This window comes from Paenibacillus sp. Negev47 (assembly GCF_058313655.1).
The window spans coordinates 105,428-121,170 of record NZ_CM177754.1; the positions used below are offsets into that span (position 1 = coordinate 105,428).

The window sequence follows — 15,743 nt, forward strand, 5'->3', positions numbered from 1 at the left end:
AGGTGAGATTACCTTTTGCGTATTAATAAATTTATTAGTGAAACTGGTTACTGCTCCCGGCGTGAAGCAGACAAGTTGGTGGATAGCGGTCAGGTGACGATTAATGGAGTTAAGGCTGAACTGGGCAGTCAGGCAGAAGAATGCGACGATGTACGAATCAATGGCAAGCCAATCAAGGAAAAGAGAAAACACGTATATATTGCCCTGAATAAACCGGTTGGGATCACAAGTACAACCGAGCAGCATATTCAGGGGAATATCGTTGATTTTGTCGGGCACGATGAACGTATCTTTCCAATTGGACGCTTGGATAAGGACTCAGAAGGTTTGATCCTGATGACGAATGACGGAGATATCGTTAACCGGATTCTTAGAGCAGAAGGACGCCATGAGAAAGAGTATATCGTCACTGTTGATCGATCTGTAACCCCGAGTTTCCTTAGAGGTATGAGCACTGGGGTGAAGATCCTGGGGGAGATGACACTACCTTGTACAGTGACCCGGATGACGGATCGAGTATTCCGTATCATCCTGACTGAAGGAAAGAACCGTCAGATCCGGCGCATGTGTAGTGCCTTTGGCTACGAGGTCCGTAAGTTGAAGCGGGTTCGGATCATGAACATTCATCTTGGAGAAATGGCGACAGGTTCATGGAGAGAGCTTACCACCGCAGAAAAAGCGGAACTGGGTGGTCTGCTGGACTATTCATTGGAATAGTCGACTCAACTTTTACTAATTTAACCAATTGAGTCCTGCTTTCCGAAAAGGAGCGCAGGGCTTTTTAGTGCAGAGTTAATGAAGGCTGGTCAATAATACCGAATAGTACAGAAATATGTAGATAAACTATACATAAGCCCTATATAAACCTAAAAGACCGTTCTCCTTGTATCTGGAGAACGGTCTTTGTTTAATGAATCGCTGCAGGCCTCTAGTTTCCTTCGCCTACGGCTTTTACATTTGTATTGTTACTTTGATACTTCCGAATGATAGATACCTCTACACGGCGATTCTGTGCCCGTCCGGTATTGCTGTCGTTGCTGGCAATGGGGTGATACTCTCCATAACCACTTGGTGTGAATTTGGAAGGGTCCAATTGCGTGTTCAGCAACAGGATTTTCAGGAAGTTGAGCGCACGATCCGCACTCAGATCCCAGTTATCCTTATATTGGTTGTTCGAAATGGGAACATTATCGGTATGACCGGATACCACCACTTCATATTCAGGGAACTCCTGCAGCATGCTCGAAATTGCTTTGGCCAGGGATCGTGATTCAGGCTTCACATCTGCTCGGCCTGAGGAGAACAGGGCGTTATCACTAATCGTGATCTTCAATTCAGACTGATTCAGCTTGGTGTTCAGCTGGTCCGAAAGCCCGCTCTTCGAGATATACTGGTCAAGCCGCTTCTTGAGCTTCTCCAGATCCTCTTGCTCTTTTTGAGCCATCTGAGCATCGGTGATCTGAGCTGGTGTTTTCTTGGTGATTTCTGTAGGTTCCTGTTTGTTCTTACCCAAATCAGCACCTGGCGTATCCGGATTCATGGACGAATGGTCCAGAATTCCGGAGCCTCCATTCAATGCACTGTTTAGTGCGGAAGCCATTTGCTCAAACTTACCCGCATCAATGGAACTCATGCCGAACAACACAATAAACAGAGCGAGCAACAAGGTCATCAAGTCGGAATAAGGGAGCAACCAACTCTCGTCTGCATGCTCTTCATGTGGCTCATGCTTCTTAGCCTTTTTCACCTGATGAACCCTCCTTCTCTTCCAGTTGTTTACGTTCGGAAGGTGTCAGGAATACAGATAATTTCTGATTGATAGCAATGGTGGAAACACCGGATTGAATCGAGAGCAGACCCTCAACCATCATGAGCTTGATTTCCATCTCTTGCTTGGACATCCGCTTCAACTTGTTGGACATTGGATGCCACAGTACATAACCTGTGAAGATACCCAAGAGGGTAGCGATGAATGCTGCTGCAATCGCTTGAGAGAGCTTATCCATATCGCTAAGGTCCGCAAGGGCTGCGATCAAACCAACTACGGCTCCAAGAACGCCAAGTGTTGGAGCATACATACCTGCTTGGGAGAAGATCAGTGCACCACTGCGGTGACGTTCCTCTGTAGTGTGAATATTTTCCATTAGAACATCGCTGACGAAATCTTGATCGTTCCCGTCGATAATCATTCGCATGCCGCTGCGAAGGAAATGATCGTCGATTTCTTCAACTTTTGATTCTAGTGCAAGCAAACCTTCACGACGGGTAGTGGAAGCCCAGTCCATAAATGTGCCGATTAGGGATACGCGGTCGATCAATTTTTGCTGTTTGAACAAAATCCCGAAGAGCTTCGGAACTCTCTTAATTTCTGACATGGGGAATGCCATAAAAATACTTCCTGCGGTACCAACAAATATAATCATGTAGGCTGCTGGGTTGTTGACCAGATTAATTAGGGGAGCATGCTTCAACATCATACCGAGTACAAGTGAAGCGAGTCCCAAAACAAGTCCAATAATTGTTGAAATGTTCATCATACACCTCATCCATGAGATAAAATTGAATCCTTTCAAGCGGCTATATTCGGGCTTCCGGACGAACGTAGAGCCGCAATTCGTTTAATGCTTGGCACTCTTTTGGATTGCCAAAACAGTTAAAACGATCATGTATAGTATTTATCGACCAATAGGCCTTTTTTTTTAAGGGTTATTTTCAGGTATAATAAGATCAAATCCGCTCCTTAGGGGCCGAATAGGAGTGAAAAGCCAATGGGCGTAAAGCATGGACGGGATTATGAAGGAATTTTGACAGATTTGACAACGGCACTCGGACGCATACCGGATCGGTATGTTTTCTTTGAAATGGACTCGGAAGAGTGGGAGAGACTAGGCACGCCTGAGCAACTTGAAGTGGATGAGGCGTTGGCGGAGGATCTGTTCTATGCACTGGGTGAAGAGTCTGTCATCCCGGTTGGAAGTGGAGTCGTCATCCATGATAAGGATCAGCACCGCATTCATATTTTGATCGGGGAAGAAGAGCTGACGTTTGTACCTTTAATTTAGTGTGTGCACATGTTCTCAAAGCCTTACGGTTATTGGATCTATGCCATTTGGTTGATTGGATTTTGAAGCTTGTCCGTGGTAAGATGTTAGTCGTGAAATGGGCCAACCGCATGGCGGTGTGCCTGGCCTTTGAGGTTGCTATGGATCGCATCGAAGGTGTCGGTGGTTATACGGACATCCGTCTGTAATGTACCATCTTATGGGGAGGAAGATAACGCATGGTTTTTTCACAAGAGGAAGTCGAAGCTCATCTGGGAAGGCTGGAAGGCTGGGAACTGGAAGAGGGACGGTGGATTGTACGTAAATTCGTGTTTTCCAACTACATGAAAGGGATTGCATTTGTGGATGAGGTCGCTGCGATCTCGGAAGCATTCAATCATCATCCTTTTATTACGATTGACTATACAACGGTTACGCTGCGTCTTACGTCATGGGATGCGGGCGGTATTACATCTGTAGATATCAAGGAAGCAGGGCAGTATAACGAAGCTTATGACAAAATGAGGTCGGAATAACGAGTTCGGTTATAATCGCACGGCGGAAGTGAGTGAACCATACATGTCAGACTATAATCAGAAACAACCTCTCATTGCTATCGTAGGCAGTCTCAATATGGATCTCGTGGTGAAGACAGACACGATTCCGGAAGAGGGAGAGACGGTGAGCGGTGAGGAACTGCATTATCTCGCTGGTGGCAAAGGGGCGAACCAGGCTGTTGCCGCTGCGCGTCTGGGTGGACAAACCACGATGATTGGTGCGGTGGGGTCGGACAGTTTTGGCGAACGTCTACTGCACAGTCTGACGGAAAGTGGTGCAGATGCCTCGCAGGTTCGCATATTGGAAGACACGGTTACAGGGACTGCGTCCATTTGGCTCTCTAGGGGAGACAACCGGATTATTGTTATTCCTGGCGCGAATGGACAAGTTGTGCCTGCGATGCTGGAGGAGGCGGATACGGTAAAAAGCCTGACTGCAGCCGCAGCGGTGCTGCTGCAGCTGGAGATCCCGCTGCCTGCGGTCACCCGCGCCGCCCAACTAGCGGCTGAAGGCAGCGCACTGGTTGTGCTCAACCCGGCTCCCGCGGTGCCGGGTCTGCCCCAAGAGCTCCTGCGGTGCGTCGACGTTGTCACGCCGAACCGCACTGAGCTTGCCGTGCTTACCGGCCGGGATCATCTCCGGCCGGAAGACCTGGATGCGGCGGTTGCAGAGCTCGCCGCATCCCTCGGGGCCGCTGTCGTCACGACGCTCGGCCCCGAGGGGGCAGTGTACGCGGCGGCGCCTGGTGGCCGCGTACAAGCAGGGCGTGCCGGCGCGTGCCGTGCGCCCGGCTACGCCGTAAGCGCCGTCGATACGACCGGCGCTGGCGATTGCTTCAACGGCGCGCTGGCGGTAGCCCTCGCGCGCGGTGAGACCTTGGACGCGGCTGTAGGCTTCGCCATGGGCGCGGCCGCGTTATCCGTGACGAAGCTCGGCGCCCAGTCCGGGATGCCGTCCGCACATGAAGTCGAGGCCTTTCTGGCCGAGCACGCGCCAGAAGCTCAATAATCTGCATAACAAAGAGGCTCTTACTCTCCCAAAGGGGGATTAAGGGCCTCTTCGTTATGCGCGTGCAGAGATTATTTCTTCTCTGACAACCACATGGCGATATTGGCAATCTCTTCATCCTGCAGTTTGCCCTTAAAGGCAGGCATGCCACCTTTACCTTTGATAATCGTAGAATAGATCTTCTCCAGATCATCCTGGCTGCCGATGTTTGCCAGAGCAGGACCTACGCCACCCTGAAGCTGATCCCCGTGACAGGAAATACAGTTGGCTTTGACCAGTGCCTCAGCCTGTCCTGCATCCATCGTCACTTCCGGCATGGTTGGTTTCGCTTCTTCAGCCACTTCCTCTTTCCCTGGAAGCGTAAACATTAAAACAATAGCTAAAGCGCATGCTGCAAAAAATACCCCGCTCATGATCCATTTGTGCATCCCTTATGTCCCCTCCAGAATGAAAGATCATCTAACCTGAAACTATCCATATCATTATAACGGAACCTGTAGTCACATCATAGCATTTTGTGGTAATTTTTTGAACTAATCACATAACAAGGAGCAGATTTGGTTGTTTTGCAATGAATTCTAATCACGAGGCCCTTCATAGACCATGCAGTGAAAGGGCATTAAGCCGGTAGGGGTCTGTCGTTCGTATGTATCCTGGATGACAAATCCACTCTTCAGATAGACTTGAATGGCACGGGCATTCCAAGTCAGCACTTCCAGGTCAATCTCATTCGTCCGGTTTCGGCGAATGGCTTCCTGTACAATGGCGGTGACAAAAGCTTTCCCTTGACCCTGACCACACAGCTCTGGATGCATGCCGAGGCCAATCCGGGTTACCCCTTGAAGGGGGAAGTATTGAACAAATCCATATATGCGTTCGTTCTGATCTAGAACAATCGCATATTGTTCCTGCCGTAGCTGTGCATCCCCAAATTCCACTTCAAGTGCCTTCATCTGCTCCCAGGGGAGCCAGCTGTAGATATTATAAGGCGGCTCGTATTGCCAATTGCAGATAAACTCCGCATGTTCTTCTAGCATGGGTACAACGTGAAACGTCACAGGGGCTTCATTCATACATCTGCACGCTCCTCTCATTCATCACCAAACCCTCTGTCCACTCTACAAAAGAGCAGTTCTTTTAGCAAGTCTGCAACTTTGGGAAAAAAATGAAACAAAAGTTCCGGTAATTACGTTTATATTATAACGGGATGGGTAAAAACATCATAAGGGCACGGACAAACGAACGCCAAGTAAAGCTGTTGATGTCGCAGGATATGCCTCGTGTGTTACTTGCTACGTGAACAGGGGATGAAGCACAAAAAAACCGCCGGATACATTCCTGCGGAGAATGTACCGGGCGGTTCTGTTATACTTCTTACTTCGTTCCAGTAGGGTTAATGGTTACAGCATCATGTTGCCCAGCTTGTCCCTAGTCAAGGGCCAGTGATTCATATGCGTCCGTGCTCATAATCCGTTTAGCGCCAACATAACGATTGGCCCAGTAGTTTTCGCTCAATGCACTGATCGTAACGCCTTTGGAAGAAGAGGAGTGTGCGAACTTTCCATCCCCTACAAAGATTCCTACATGAGATACGCCTTTACCTGTTGTATTAAAGAATACCAGATCGCCAGCTCTCATCTCCATGCGGGATACGGAATCGCCCATTTCGAATTGGGAACTGGATTGGCGTGCCAAATCAATACCCAACTTGTCGAATACATACCGTGTGAACCCGGAGCAGTCAAAGCCGTTAAGCGTTGTTCCCCCGCTTTTGTATGTAGTTCCCATTGCTGAATCAATTACTGTATCCATTTTTGAATCTGCGAATGCGCTGCCTGCACCAAGTGATAATGCAAATGTGAGGCTAAGTACAGCTGCGGTTAATTTCTTTTTGAACAAGAGAGATACCCCTTCCAACGCCTGCGAGGTTAGCTTAAGGATTCGGTTGAAGGTCCCCTATGATCCCTCTGTAGCAAGATCAATTCACCCATAACTGGTTCCCCCGCTTCCCAGGTGCCAGGAATTTGGCTATGCTAGTTATGCACCTGCGAAATCAAGAAATGACGATTTAATTTTAAGTAGTTACAAATATGAATATAAAGATTACAAAGTTGTTACTAAAAACTCACTGCGATTATTGTAACAGAGGTGTACCGGTTTGGCAACGTTTAACAATAAATTTAGCAAAAAAAACCTCGACCTTTGACGGGGAAAGGTTGAGGCTTGCCTATTTATAAGTACTTATTAGGCCATGAGTTTAACATGCGATGGTAACAATTTTTAAACGATCTGCTCTAACCTTTGGATGTTTTGGACTGCCATAAGCGAAAATGGGCGCATATTTTCCACAGGCTCATTAGACATCTGGCAAGAGGATACGTCTGTTGTAGTATAAGTCCGGTGAGTCCTGTTAGTAACCATGAGGCTGAAGTGAACGCCCCGAAGATAAGCAGGTGAACTCCGCCCAGCAGCAGTGCAATGCCAATCACGGCGATGAGATGTCGTAGTGCAATCCAGAGTGCTTTGAGTGTGCCGTGAGCGCCACCTTCTCCCTCCGGTGCGGAAATACCGAACTGCATGTAGAGAAGGACGTGATGGATAACCCAGCCATATATGAACCAGGCAGCTACATAAGGTATGCCGGGCAAGAGTAATTGAAGGGAATGAAATCCATCCAGTAGAATTGAATACAGCTTCGGTATGAGCCAGTAGGCGGGTAGAAGTATCAATAATGTACGTATGCTGTGGAGCAACAGCATCGGTTTCCACAGATTTTTGATTCCGCGGACGAATGGAATGCGCTCTTCAGTACTATTATAGTGCTGAAGCGAGTAGAGCAGTCCTGCTTGAATGAGGGGGCTGATCAACATGCGAACCAGCAGCATAGCCCCCAGGATCCACAGATAACGATGAACCTCCGGATGGGTGGACAGGTTAAGTTGGCTTTCCATTTTGAACAAAAGCGTACTTAACTCCCCGGCATCAGGGTCAGGATAGCGCAGGAGCAGTGGGACGACCGCTGATTGAACCATTCGATAGAGGAAATATCCCCATATGAGCTGATAGAGAAATAAGAGTGCTGCAATGAACATATGCTGACGGACGAGAAACCAGCCTTCGCGTATTTTTGCTTTCACCGTTTCCACCTCACCATGACAGACCTCCGAATATGGCTTCTATTAGTTTGGTTACACTCATGCTCCAGCGGGATTTTGTTGGCTCATCCAGTCCGGATTTCAGGAAATTGTTCATGTGGCGGTTCTCCAGCACGATCGTGTACAGAGGATCGGTCATGGCCCAGGAGACAGGGGATGTGTGAGTTAATTTATAGGTGATGCGATCTTCCTTGCCATTCCATTGCTTGGTGAGGATATGCCCGTCTTCAAAAGCAATGCGAACAGGAACGGCGTTGTAATCACTGCCTTTTTTCACGATCGTCACGGAAGACTCGTACAATGTTTGGCCGTCTTTTTGCACGGGTGTAACATGAATATCCTCGACAGCAAAATCAGCCATTCCGTTACCATAGATATATTGATTAAAATAATCAGACCAGGAAGTACGGGTTACTTGCTCTACAACTTTCTGGAAATCAGCTGATGTGGGGTGTTTGAAGCGGTACTTCTTCACATAGGTAGAGAGAATACGTTCCATTGTTTTCGCACCGACTTGATGTTCTATACCGAGCAATACAAGCTTGCCACGTGTGTAGACATTGGCCGCGTACTCATTCTGTGACTCGAACTTCCAGGATTCCTGTGTTAATGATGAAGGAGACGTAATCAGGCCCGATTGTACCGGCAGGTTCGGGATCAGTCCATATTCCTGCTCCATCAGTTTGTCTTCTGCATAAGAGGTGAACCCTTCATCCAGCCAAGCTTCTTCAAATTCGTTACTGGCAACCATGCCGTAGAAGTATTGATGTCCAATCTCGTGAACTACGGTACGTTCCAGGTCATAGCCTGGCGTGGTATCATCCGCACCAAAGGCTGTGATTAGCGTGGGATATTCCATACCTCCGGCACCGTTCCCCGTTTTGGGCGGAACAACGATGGATAAGGTCGCGTAAGGATATGGACCAAACCATTTGCTATAATTGGCTAGTGCGGCCTTAGCGGCATGGAAATATCGTTCTTTCAGATCTTGATGAGCAGGGTCCAGGTACAGCTTGATTCGTACCCCAGGAACATTGGGTGCAGAGAAGGGTTCCTCGGCGTAGACAAAATCGGGTGAGGCTGCCCAGGCGAAATCATGCACATCATCGGCATAGAATTGATAGACTTTCTCTCCATTCTTCACCACAGCTTGCTGCGTTGGGAATCCAGTAGCAGCAACTTTGTATGTTTCAGGTACCCGAATACGCACACTATATATACCGAAGTCGGCGTAAAACTCCGAATTGCCGTGGTATTGGTGCAGATTCCAGCCTTCCGTTGTTCTTCCACGCCTGCCCACAGGTTCATAGGCACTTAATTTGGGAAACCATTGACCGGCCATGACAAAATCATCAGCGGTTCCCATCCGTGCAAAAATCTTCGGCAGATTTACTTCGAACCGGGTGTGGAGTGTGATGCTTTCCCCGCCTTTGACGGGTTTGGGCAAGCGTACTTTAATGAGGGTGGTATCCTTGATGTTTCCGTCATCTGGCTGCACATACTGCATCCGGTGCAGCAGAGAGAGCCCGTCCTCCGTTTTCATTTCGGTAATGTTCATGGAGCCATAGCCATTGGTAGGCATGACATCACCCCGAAGCTTTCCACCGGATTCCTTCATAAAGGTGGTGTCAGCAGAAGAGAAGGCGTTGGGATACATATGAAAATATAGTTCACTGACGGTTTTTTTACCTGGATGTGTCCAGGTGATCGTCTGAGTCCCTTTCAATACGTTCCCTTCGGCCAGTTTCACATCCATGTGATACTCCACAACACGGTTGCTGTACACTTCGGCGGTAGGGGTCTGTACACTTTCTGGAGGTGCTGGGGTTGGGGCTATTGCCTTGGGCTTGCCCGATTCGGGGGCGAGTACTGGCAATTCGGAATGAGTTGAGCGATTATAACCCAGAGTGATCCATATCCCTCCGGCAAGTACACACAGGACCAGGGATGCGGTGAGCCAGCTCTTGGCGCGTCGTGGAATCATCGTTAAATACCTCCCGTTGACAAGCATCTACAGCATGTATATGTTTGCAATGGGCCAATTATTAGTTAAAATATTTGTATCAACCCTTGGAGGCTATAAACATGGACCAAAACGAGCAAAACGGCAAAAAACAGATTGCCTTGAATATCGTTAGTGCAAAAAGCAAGCATAAAGGCTTCGGTGCAGGCTCCATTGATCTGAATAACCTTTCCCCGGTCATTATTGATAATGGCGAAGCCAAGATCGATATCGGTGCGATGCATGCGAAGAGCAAAGTGGAACGCAATATCAAGTTCTCTACCAATCGTGAAGATGTGCCCAACGGACGCCAAGTATGGCTGGTGTGGGTAGCTGTCGATCGCACGGAGGAAGGCCAACTGTATGGTGGGGCAACGGCATGTGAGATGTGGATTGATACGGAAGCAAGACGTGGATGGAAACTGCTGGCGGAACATGTGAATCGCATGGACTATGCCTTGAAGCGTCGCTTCATGCTGGATGAGCTTGGACCAGAAGCCCGAGCTGCACTTAAGACACTGCTGATCTCACACAACGAAGAATGGTGGAATGCTTCTCCGGATGTATTGAAGGAAGCACTGGCCTAAGACAGATCATTCAATACAGTATAAAAGCAAAAAAACAAAAGGCCCCTTGACCGGAAAGTTCGGTTCGGGGCCTTTTGCTTGTATGGTAACAGTATTCACCGATCTGAATAATTATGAGTTTTCATCCGAAGTGGAATTTCCAAATGCCCAATATAATCAGGGAGTAGGGATGACGTAATTAAGTCATCTCGTGTTTTCGTCATTCAACCCACCAACGTTTGAAGTCACTCCACCAGGAATGCTTCTCTTCCTGTATGCCTTGTTGATTCTCTACCTGACGGGCTTTCTGGTCCTCCCCTGAATCCGAATCATCTGTCGTGCCATGACATACTTCTGTCGGTTCAGTACCATCAATAAAGACTTCCAGTCGTTTCTCTTCACAACCGTTGCCTGCCAGCTTGCCGGATTCCGGGTCAATGTAGACACTTACAACATGATCAGGCACGGTGAAAATTTTGGGTGGTACGCTCGCAAGTGCCTGCTCTGTAAACTGGGCAAAGATCGGCGCCGCCCGGCGGCCATCCGAAGTCGAGATGGCTTTACCCTGGTCATACCCAACCCATACAGCGGTGGAGAGCTCCGGTGTGAACCCAACCAGCCATGCATCCGTATTGGTCGTCCCTGTTTTCCCGGCTACCGGACGTTTGATCGCAGCAGACACCCGGTTACCCGTTCCCCCATTTTCGAAGACACTTTCCATTAAACGAGTCAGGACATAAGCTGCTGCAGGTTCCACCACGGTCTCAGCTTTGGTCTGCGGAGATTCATAGAGTACACGCCCTGCGGCATCTGTCACTTGCAGAATGGCGACAGGTGGTGTCCGTTGTCCACCAGCAGCAATGACGGAAAAGGCGGATGCCATTTCCAGCGGACTGACAGGTGAGGTTCCCAGGGCAAGGGAAGGCACAGCGCTCAGGTTGCTTGTAATACCGAGGTTTTTCGCCATGTTCACAACCTGCTCAGGACCGATCTGCATAATGGTGTTCACCGCATAGATATTGTCTGAAGCGGCAATCGCCTGCCTAAGGTCAATCTCACCAAGATACTTGTCTCCAAAGTTGCCAGGCTTATAGGTTTTGCGGTCATTGTCATAATGAAAGAGCGTAGGTTCACTGTTAAACATGGATGCACTGGTGAGCTGCTTGGATTCCAGTGCTGCCAGATACATAATGGGTTTAAACGCCGAGCCTGGCTGGCGTGTGGTTGCCAGTACATGGTTAATTTGATTGGTACGGTAGTTTTTGCCGCCCACCATGGCTTTGATGTAACCCGTGCGAGGGTCGATGGACACGAGAGCCGTCTCCAGCTCGCTTTTGGCATCCATACCTTTTGCTACAGCATCTTCAGCCGCTTTTTGTACACGTAGATCCAGTGTGGTGTAGATATTCAATCCCCCATGATCCAGCATTGCTTCACTGATTCCCAGCTCTTTGATGGCCAGACTTCGAATATAGTCACGGAAATAAGGAGCACTTTCCACCGTTTTACGTTCACTTTCCGGCTTGAACGAAAGCATTTTCTCATAGGCTTTATCCGCCTCGGTCTGGGTGATCTTTCCGATATCCGCCATGGCATTCAGCACAATTTTCTGTCGGTCTTTGGCATTCTTCATATGGTTATAGGGTGAATAGTAGGTAGGCCCTTTCGGGATTCCTGCCAGCATGGCACTCTCTGCGAGATCCAGTTGTTTGGCTGATTTGCCAAAATACATCCGCGAAGCCGCTTCGATTCCGTATGCACCGTGCCCATAATAGATTTCGTTCAGATACATCTTCAAAATTTCATCTTTGCTATATTTCATTTCCAATTGCGCCGTGTACATGGCTTCCTTTGCTTTGCGAGTCCATGTTTTCTCATGAGACAGATACAGGTTACGCGCCAGTTGTTGGGTTAATGTACTCGCACCCTGTGACATCTGCATGTGTTCGAGGTTAACGAGCACAGCCCGTCCCATCCCTTGAACGTCGAACCCGTAGTGATTATAGAATTTGCGATCCTCTACTGCTAAAGTGGCATTGACCAGATCTGGAGCGATATCCTCCAGTTGAACGGGCACAGAGTCTTTGCCGCCTGCCGAGAAGGTAGCGATGACTTCACCCTGACTGTCCAGCAATCTGGAATTCCGGTCAGAGTCTGCAAGGGGCAGGCTGGTTGCGTATAGATAGACCAATCCGGCAGCGGTAGCAAGTATGGCGAGCACGGCGAGCAGAGACAGGTTTTTAAACAATTTCCGTACACGGAACCCGCGTTTGCGGGTCTTTTGGTTTGGCTTGGTCATGGAACGGGCTCCTCTCTTTTCTTCCAGTATGGGACTTGATTGGCAGGGATATTCAATCGGGTGCATAAGCGAACAAAATGTAGCATTTTCGCCGGAAAAACCGTTTTGCAGTATAAACGTCAATCGCGTATAATGCAAAAGGGTAATGAAAAGGTAAGATTCGGCACAAGATACTAAAGCGCGTAAGGACGAACAGACGAATGGTCATTGATTCATTGATTAGTCAGACGCTCTGCACGCTCTGGTCAATTTAATCTATATAATGAAGAGAGAACCGCGGACCTTTCCCGCAGGCCAGCAATCATAACGCGATATGGCTCCGAACGCTGGACGTGCTTGGGCGAACCGATTATAGTGCACGGCACTTGGGTCGGGTATGGCTGATCATTAACTTTACGGAAAGAAGGTAGAGATTATGGAATTGTGGTTTACGGAGAAACAGACCCCGGTATTCGGGATCACCGCGAAGATTAAACAGACCTATGTCACAGAGAAAACAGATTTTCAAGATTTGGCCATGGTAGAGACCGAGGAATTCGGCAACATGTTGCTTCTTGATGGCATGGTGATGACTACCGTAAAAGACGAGTTCGTATATCACGAAATGGCGGCACATCCTGCGCTAAACACTCACCCGAATCCAAAAAAAGTTCTGGTTGTCGGTGGCGGCGATGGCGGAGTCATTCGTGAAGTCATTAAGCATGCTGCTGTAGAAAAAGCAGTTCTCGTCGAAATTGACGGTAAAGTTATTGAATACTCCAAAAAATATTTGCCTGAAATCGCCGGCAAGTTGGACGAGCCCAATGTTGAAGTGCTCGTGAACGACGGCTACATGCATATTATTGAACATAAAAATGAATACGATGTGATCATCGTAGACTCCACTGAGCCTGTAGGTCCGGCTGCTCCATTGTTTGAGCGCGGTTTCTACCAAGGCATTTACGAAGCACTCAAAGAAGACGGAATCTTCGTTGCCCAAACGGACAACCCTTGGTTCAAGGCGGATCTGATCCAGAAGGTGAACAAAGACGTCAAAGAAATCTTCCCGATCGTACATGTGTACGGCTGTAATATTCCAACCTATCCAAGTGGTTTGTGGACATTCACCATGGGTAGCAAGAAACATGACCCGCTCGAAGTGGATGAGACCCAAATTCCGGAGATGGATACCAAGTATTACTCTCCGCGTCTGCACAAAGCAGCATTTGTACTTCCTAAATTCGTGGAAGATTTAACGAAATAAAGGGGAAATCATTAATGAAACTGGATCAAGCTTATTCAGGAAACGTATTTATTTGCAGCTCTGAGGATTATGAGAACTCCAAAGCGGTTATCTATGGTATGCCGATGGATTATACCGTCAGCTTCCGTCCGGGTTCCCGTTTCGGCCCAACTCATATCCGTCAAGCATCGGTTGGACTTGAAGAGTACAGCCCGTATCTCGACAAAAGCATTGTAGACATGACGTACTTTGACGCTGGGGACCTGCTACTGCCTTTCGGTAACGCGGGACGCAGCCTGGAAGTGATTCATGAATACATCGGCAGTCTGCTGGCTGACGACAAATTTCCAATTGGATTGGGTGGCGAACATTTGGTTACTTGGCCAGTCATTCAACAAATGTACAAGAAATACCCGGATCTTATCCTGATTCATATTGATGCACATGCAGACCTTCGTGAAAACTATGAAGGCGAGCCATTGTCCCACTCGACGCCAGTACGTAAAGCAGCGGAGTTGATGGGTGGCAAAAACATCTATCAGTTCGGTATCCGTTCCGGCTCCCGTGAGGAGTTCCAGTATGGTTACGAGAACATCAACTTCTATCCGTTTGAAGTGGCAGCTCCAATGAAGGAAGCTCTTCCGAAGATGGGCAACCGTCCGGTATATGTGACCATCGACATCGATGTGCTTGATCCGTCTGCAGCACCGGGAACGGGTACAGCAGAGGCGGGCGGCATTACGTCCAAAGAACTGCTTGAAGCCATCCACATGATTGCAGGATCTGATGTAAATGTAGTCGGTTGCGATCTGGTTGAAGTAGCACCAATCTATGATCCAACACAACAGACACAGATTGTAGCTGCGAAGATGATCCGTGAAATGCTGCTTGGATTCGTGAAGTAATTACAGAACGATCGAATAAACATAATGCTCTCTGTCTGCGTGGTTTCAAATCTGCGCAGGGGAGGGCATTATTTTATTGCTAACGTTTATCCGCGTGTCCTCAACTGTTTCAGCTTAAGGAACGGACTGGATAATATATCCGAAACTATTCTGCCAAGAGGAATAAGTAAGTTAACTTAAGTAATTTAACTTCTGTCCAGAGCTATGTTATACTGAATACAACAGTATTTAGTAGTATATGAATTGATATATTACACTCGTGAAGTATATGGTGAATGGGTTCGACCATATACTAAAAAAGAGCCTTTACCGCGCCAACGGTAAAGACTCTTAGGACCCGAAAGGCTGTGGATTGCCACGGCGCGCATGAACTAAATAATGCTATTCAAGCGAAACCCACCGTCAGGCTTCCGACCTTATGAGGTGGGTTTTCGCTTGCTACGAAACTTTTTGCGTAACCAACGGTAAAGCTTTCGCCCACTCAGTACAATACTGAGGATCGCAGCAATCCATCGGATCACATCAAGCAACGCCACAAGTTTGACCATCGACGTCACCCCCTCTCGGGAAGCTGCGCCGTGATCAGAAAACATCCACCGTTATTCAAATGTCCATAACATCAATTATAGCACGTATGTTCCTATGGCTCTACCATTTATTGCTTGTGTTAGTATAGGCTCACACATGCAGATGTCCTGCCTTAACATGCCTCTATATTGATATTTATGTCTTTTCTTAAGTATCAGTTTTGTTATCATTGGTATCCAGACATTTCCGATTTAACATAGAGTACATAACGTTTAGTGAGAATCACCCTTATCGATATTGATTTTCTTAATGATACGACTGGACGAGCTGGGGGTGAAGGCTTCCTGATCGGTACCTCGAATGCAGGGTGTACGTGGTAGTCCATATGTACAGGACAGTGGCAATTCACACAGGTCGATTTTCCGAAATAATGTGAACGGATATACGCTGTCACAATTG

17 protein-coding genes and 1 riboswitch are annotated in these 15,743 nt (G+C 48.0%); of the genes, 8 read left to right on the plus strand and 9 right to left on the minus strand.

Annotated features, from left to right (window positions below; genetic code table 11):
- Positions 1 to 15: 15 nt before the first annotated feature.
- The gene (locus AC4G47_RS00495) at positions 16 to 717 is read left to right on the plus strand and encodes a pseudouridine synthase (RefSeq protein ID WP_491104310.1); all 702 of its coding nucleotides are present in this window, start codon (positions 16 to 18) and stop codon (positions 715 to 717) included.
- Positions 718 to 928: 211 nt separating this feature from the next.
- On the opposite strand, the gene motB is transcribed toward AC4G47_RS00495, so the two are convergent.
- Both motB and motA read right to left on the minus strand, forming a co-directional pair.
- Positions 929 to 1,747 carry a flagellar motor protein MotB gene (gene motB, locus AC4G47_RS00500; RefSeq protein ID WP_491104311.1) on the minus strand — a complete coding sequence of 273 codons (819 nt, stop codon included), beginning with the start codon at positions 1,745 to 1,747 and terminating at the stop codon, positions 929 to 931.
- Positions 1,734 to 2,534 carry a flagellar motor stator protein MotA gene (gene motA, locus AC4G47_RS00505; RefSeq protein WP_458127123.1) on the minus strand — a complete coding sequence of 267 codons (801 nt, stop codon included), beginning with the start codon at positions 2,532 to 2,534 and terminating at the stop codon, positions 1,734 to 1,736. The genes motB and motA overlap by 14 nt, the downstream gene beginning before the upstream one ends.
- A gap of 234 nt (positions 2,535 to 2,768) precedes the next feature.
- On the opposite strand from motA, the gene AC4G47_RS00510 reads away from it, so the two are divergent.
- Genes AC4G47_RS00510 through rbsK form a run of 4 tightly spaced genes read left to right on the plus strand, consistent with a single transcriptional unit; the run spans position 2,769 to position 4,607 of the window.
- Entirely contained in the window at positions 2,769 to 3,062 is a 294-nt protein-coding gene (locus AC4G47_RS00510) for a hypothetical protein (protein ID WP_458124841.1), read from the plus strand.
- A gap of 47 nt (positions 3,063 to 3,109) precedes the next feature.
- Positions 3,110 to 3,250: a hypothetical protein gene (locus tag AC4G47_RS00515; protein WP_458124842.1), complete on the plus strand. Its 141-nt coding sequence runs from the start codon at positions 3,110 to 3,112 to the stop codon at positions 3,248 to 3,250.
- Between the two features lie 30 nt (positions 3,251 to 3,280).
- Positions 3,281 to 3,577, plus strand: coding sequence for a 4a-hydroxytetrahydrobiopterin dehydratase (locus tag AC4G47_RS00520; RefSeq protein ID WP_062838136.1), 297 nt, complete (start codon positions 3,281 to 3,283; stop codon positions 3,575 to 3,577).
- Between the two features lie 43 nt (positions 3,578 to 3,620).
- Positions 3,621 to 4,607 carry a ribokinase gene (gene rbsK / locus AC4G47_RS00525; RefSeq protein WP_491104312.1) on the plus strand — a complete coding sequence of 329 codons (987 nt, stop codon included), beginning with the start codon at positions 3,621 to 3,623 and terminating at the stop codon, positions 4,605 to 4,607.
- Positions 4,608 to 4,678: 71 nt separating this feature from the next.
- Here the strand turns inward: rbsK and AC4G47_RS00530 are convergent, their stop codons facing one another.
- The 5 genes from AC4G47_RS00530 to AC4G47_RS00550 all read right to left on the minus strand — a co-directional run bounded on the left by AC4G47_RS00530 (position 4,679) and on the right by AC4G47_RS00550 (position 9,746).
- Positions 4,679 to 5,035 carry a c-type cytochrome gene (locus AC4G47_RS00530; protein WP_458124844.1) on the minus strand — a complete coding sequence of 119 codons (357 nt, stop codon included), beginning with the start codon at positions 5,033 to 5,035 and terminating at the stop codon, positions 4,679 to 4,681.
- A gap of 150 nt (positions 5,036 to 5,185) precedes the next feature.
- Positions 5,186 to 5,680: a GNAT family N-acetyltransferase gene (locus AC4G47_RS00535; RefSeq protein ID WP_458124845.1), complete on the minus strand. Its 495-nt coding sequence runs from the start codon at positions 5,678 to 5,680 to the stop codon at positions 5,186 to 5,188.
- A gap of 355 nt (positions 5,681 to 6,035) precedes the next feature.
- Positions 6,036 to 6,506 (minus strand): C40 family peptidase, encoded by a 471-nt coding sequence (locus tag AC4G47_RS00540; RefSeq protein ID WP_145326601.1) that lies wholly within the window; start codon positions 6,504 to 6,506, stop codon positions 6,036 to 6,038.
- A 3-nt stretch (positions 6,507 to 6,509) separates the two neighbouring features.
- Positions 6,510 to 6,647, minus strand: a riboswitch (cyclic di-AMP (ydaO/yuaA leader).
- A 254-nt stretch (positions 6,648 to 6,901) separates the two neighbouring features.
- Positions 6,902 to 7,744, minus strand: a complete 843-nt coding sequence (locus tag AC4G47_RS00545; protein ID WP_491104313.1) for a hypothetical protein — start codon at positions 7,742 to 7,744, stop codon at positions 6,902 to 6,904.
- Between the two features lie 10 nt (positions 7,745 to 7,754).
- Positions 7,755 to 9,746, minus strand: a complete 1,992-nt coding sequence (locus AC4G47_RS00550; RefSeq protein WP_491104314.1) for a M1 family metallopeptidase — start codon at positions 9,744 to 9,746, stop codon at positions 7,755 to 7,757.
- 101 nt (positions 9,747 to 9,847) lie between these two features.
- On the opposite strand from AC4G47_RS00550, the gene AC4G47_RS00555 reads away from it, so the two are divergent.
- Positions 9,848 to 10,351, plus strand: coding sequence for a YwhD family protein (locus tag AC4G47_RS00555; protein ID WP_076217003.1), 504 nt, complete (start codon positions 9,848 to 9,850; stop codon positions 10,349 to 10,351).
- 199 nt (positions 10,352 to 10,550) lie between these two features.
- Here the strand turns inward: AC4G47_RS00555 and AC4G47_RS00560 are convergent, their stop codons facing one another.
- Positions 10,551 to 12,629, minus strand: a complete 2,079-nt coding sequence (locus AC4G47_RS00560; RefSeq protein ID WP_491104316.1) for a transglycosylase domain-containing protein — start codon at positions 12,627 to 12,629, stop codon at positions 10,551 to 10,553.
- Positions 12,630 to 13,044: 415 nt separating this feature from the next.
- Between AC4G47_RS00560 and speE the strand changes: the two genes are divergently transcribed.
- Together speE and speB are read left to right on the plus strand one after the other, a co-directional pair.
- Positions 13,045 to 13,872, plus strand: coding sequence for a polyamine aminopropyltransferase (speE, locus tag AC4G47_RS00565; RefSeq protein ID WP_017691306.1), 828 nt, complete (start codon positions 13,045 to 13,047; stop codon positions 13,870 to 13,872).
- Positions 13,873 to 13,886: 14 nt separating this feature from the next.
- Positions 13,887 to 14,756: an agmatinase gene (speB, locus tag AC4G47_RS00570; RefSeq protein WP_491104318.1), complete on the plus strand. Its 870-nt coding sequence runs from the start codon at positions 13,887 to 13,889 to the stop codon at positions 14,754 to 14,756.
- 416 nt (positions 14,757 to 15,172) lie between these two features.
- On the opposite strand, the gene AC4G47_RS00575 is transcribed toward speB, so the two are convergent.
- On the minus strand, positions 15,173 to 15,304 hold the full coding sequence (locus tag AC4G47_RS00575; RefSeq protein WP_017691304.1) for a hypothetical protein: 132 nt from the start codon (positions 15,302 to 15,304) through the stop codon (positions 15,173 to 15,175).
- Positions 15,305 to 15,743 lie beyond the last annotated feature (439 nt).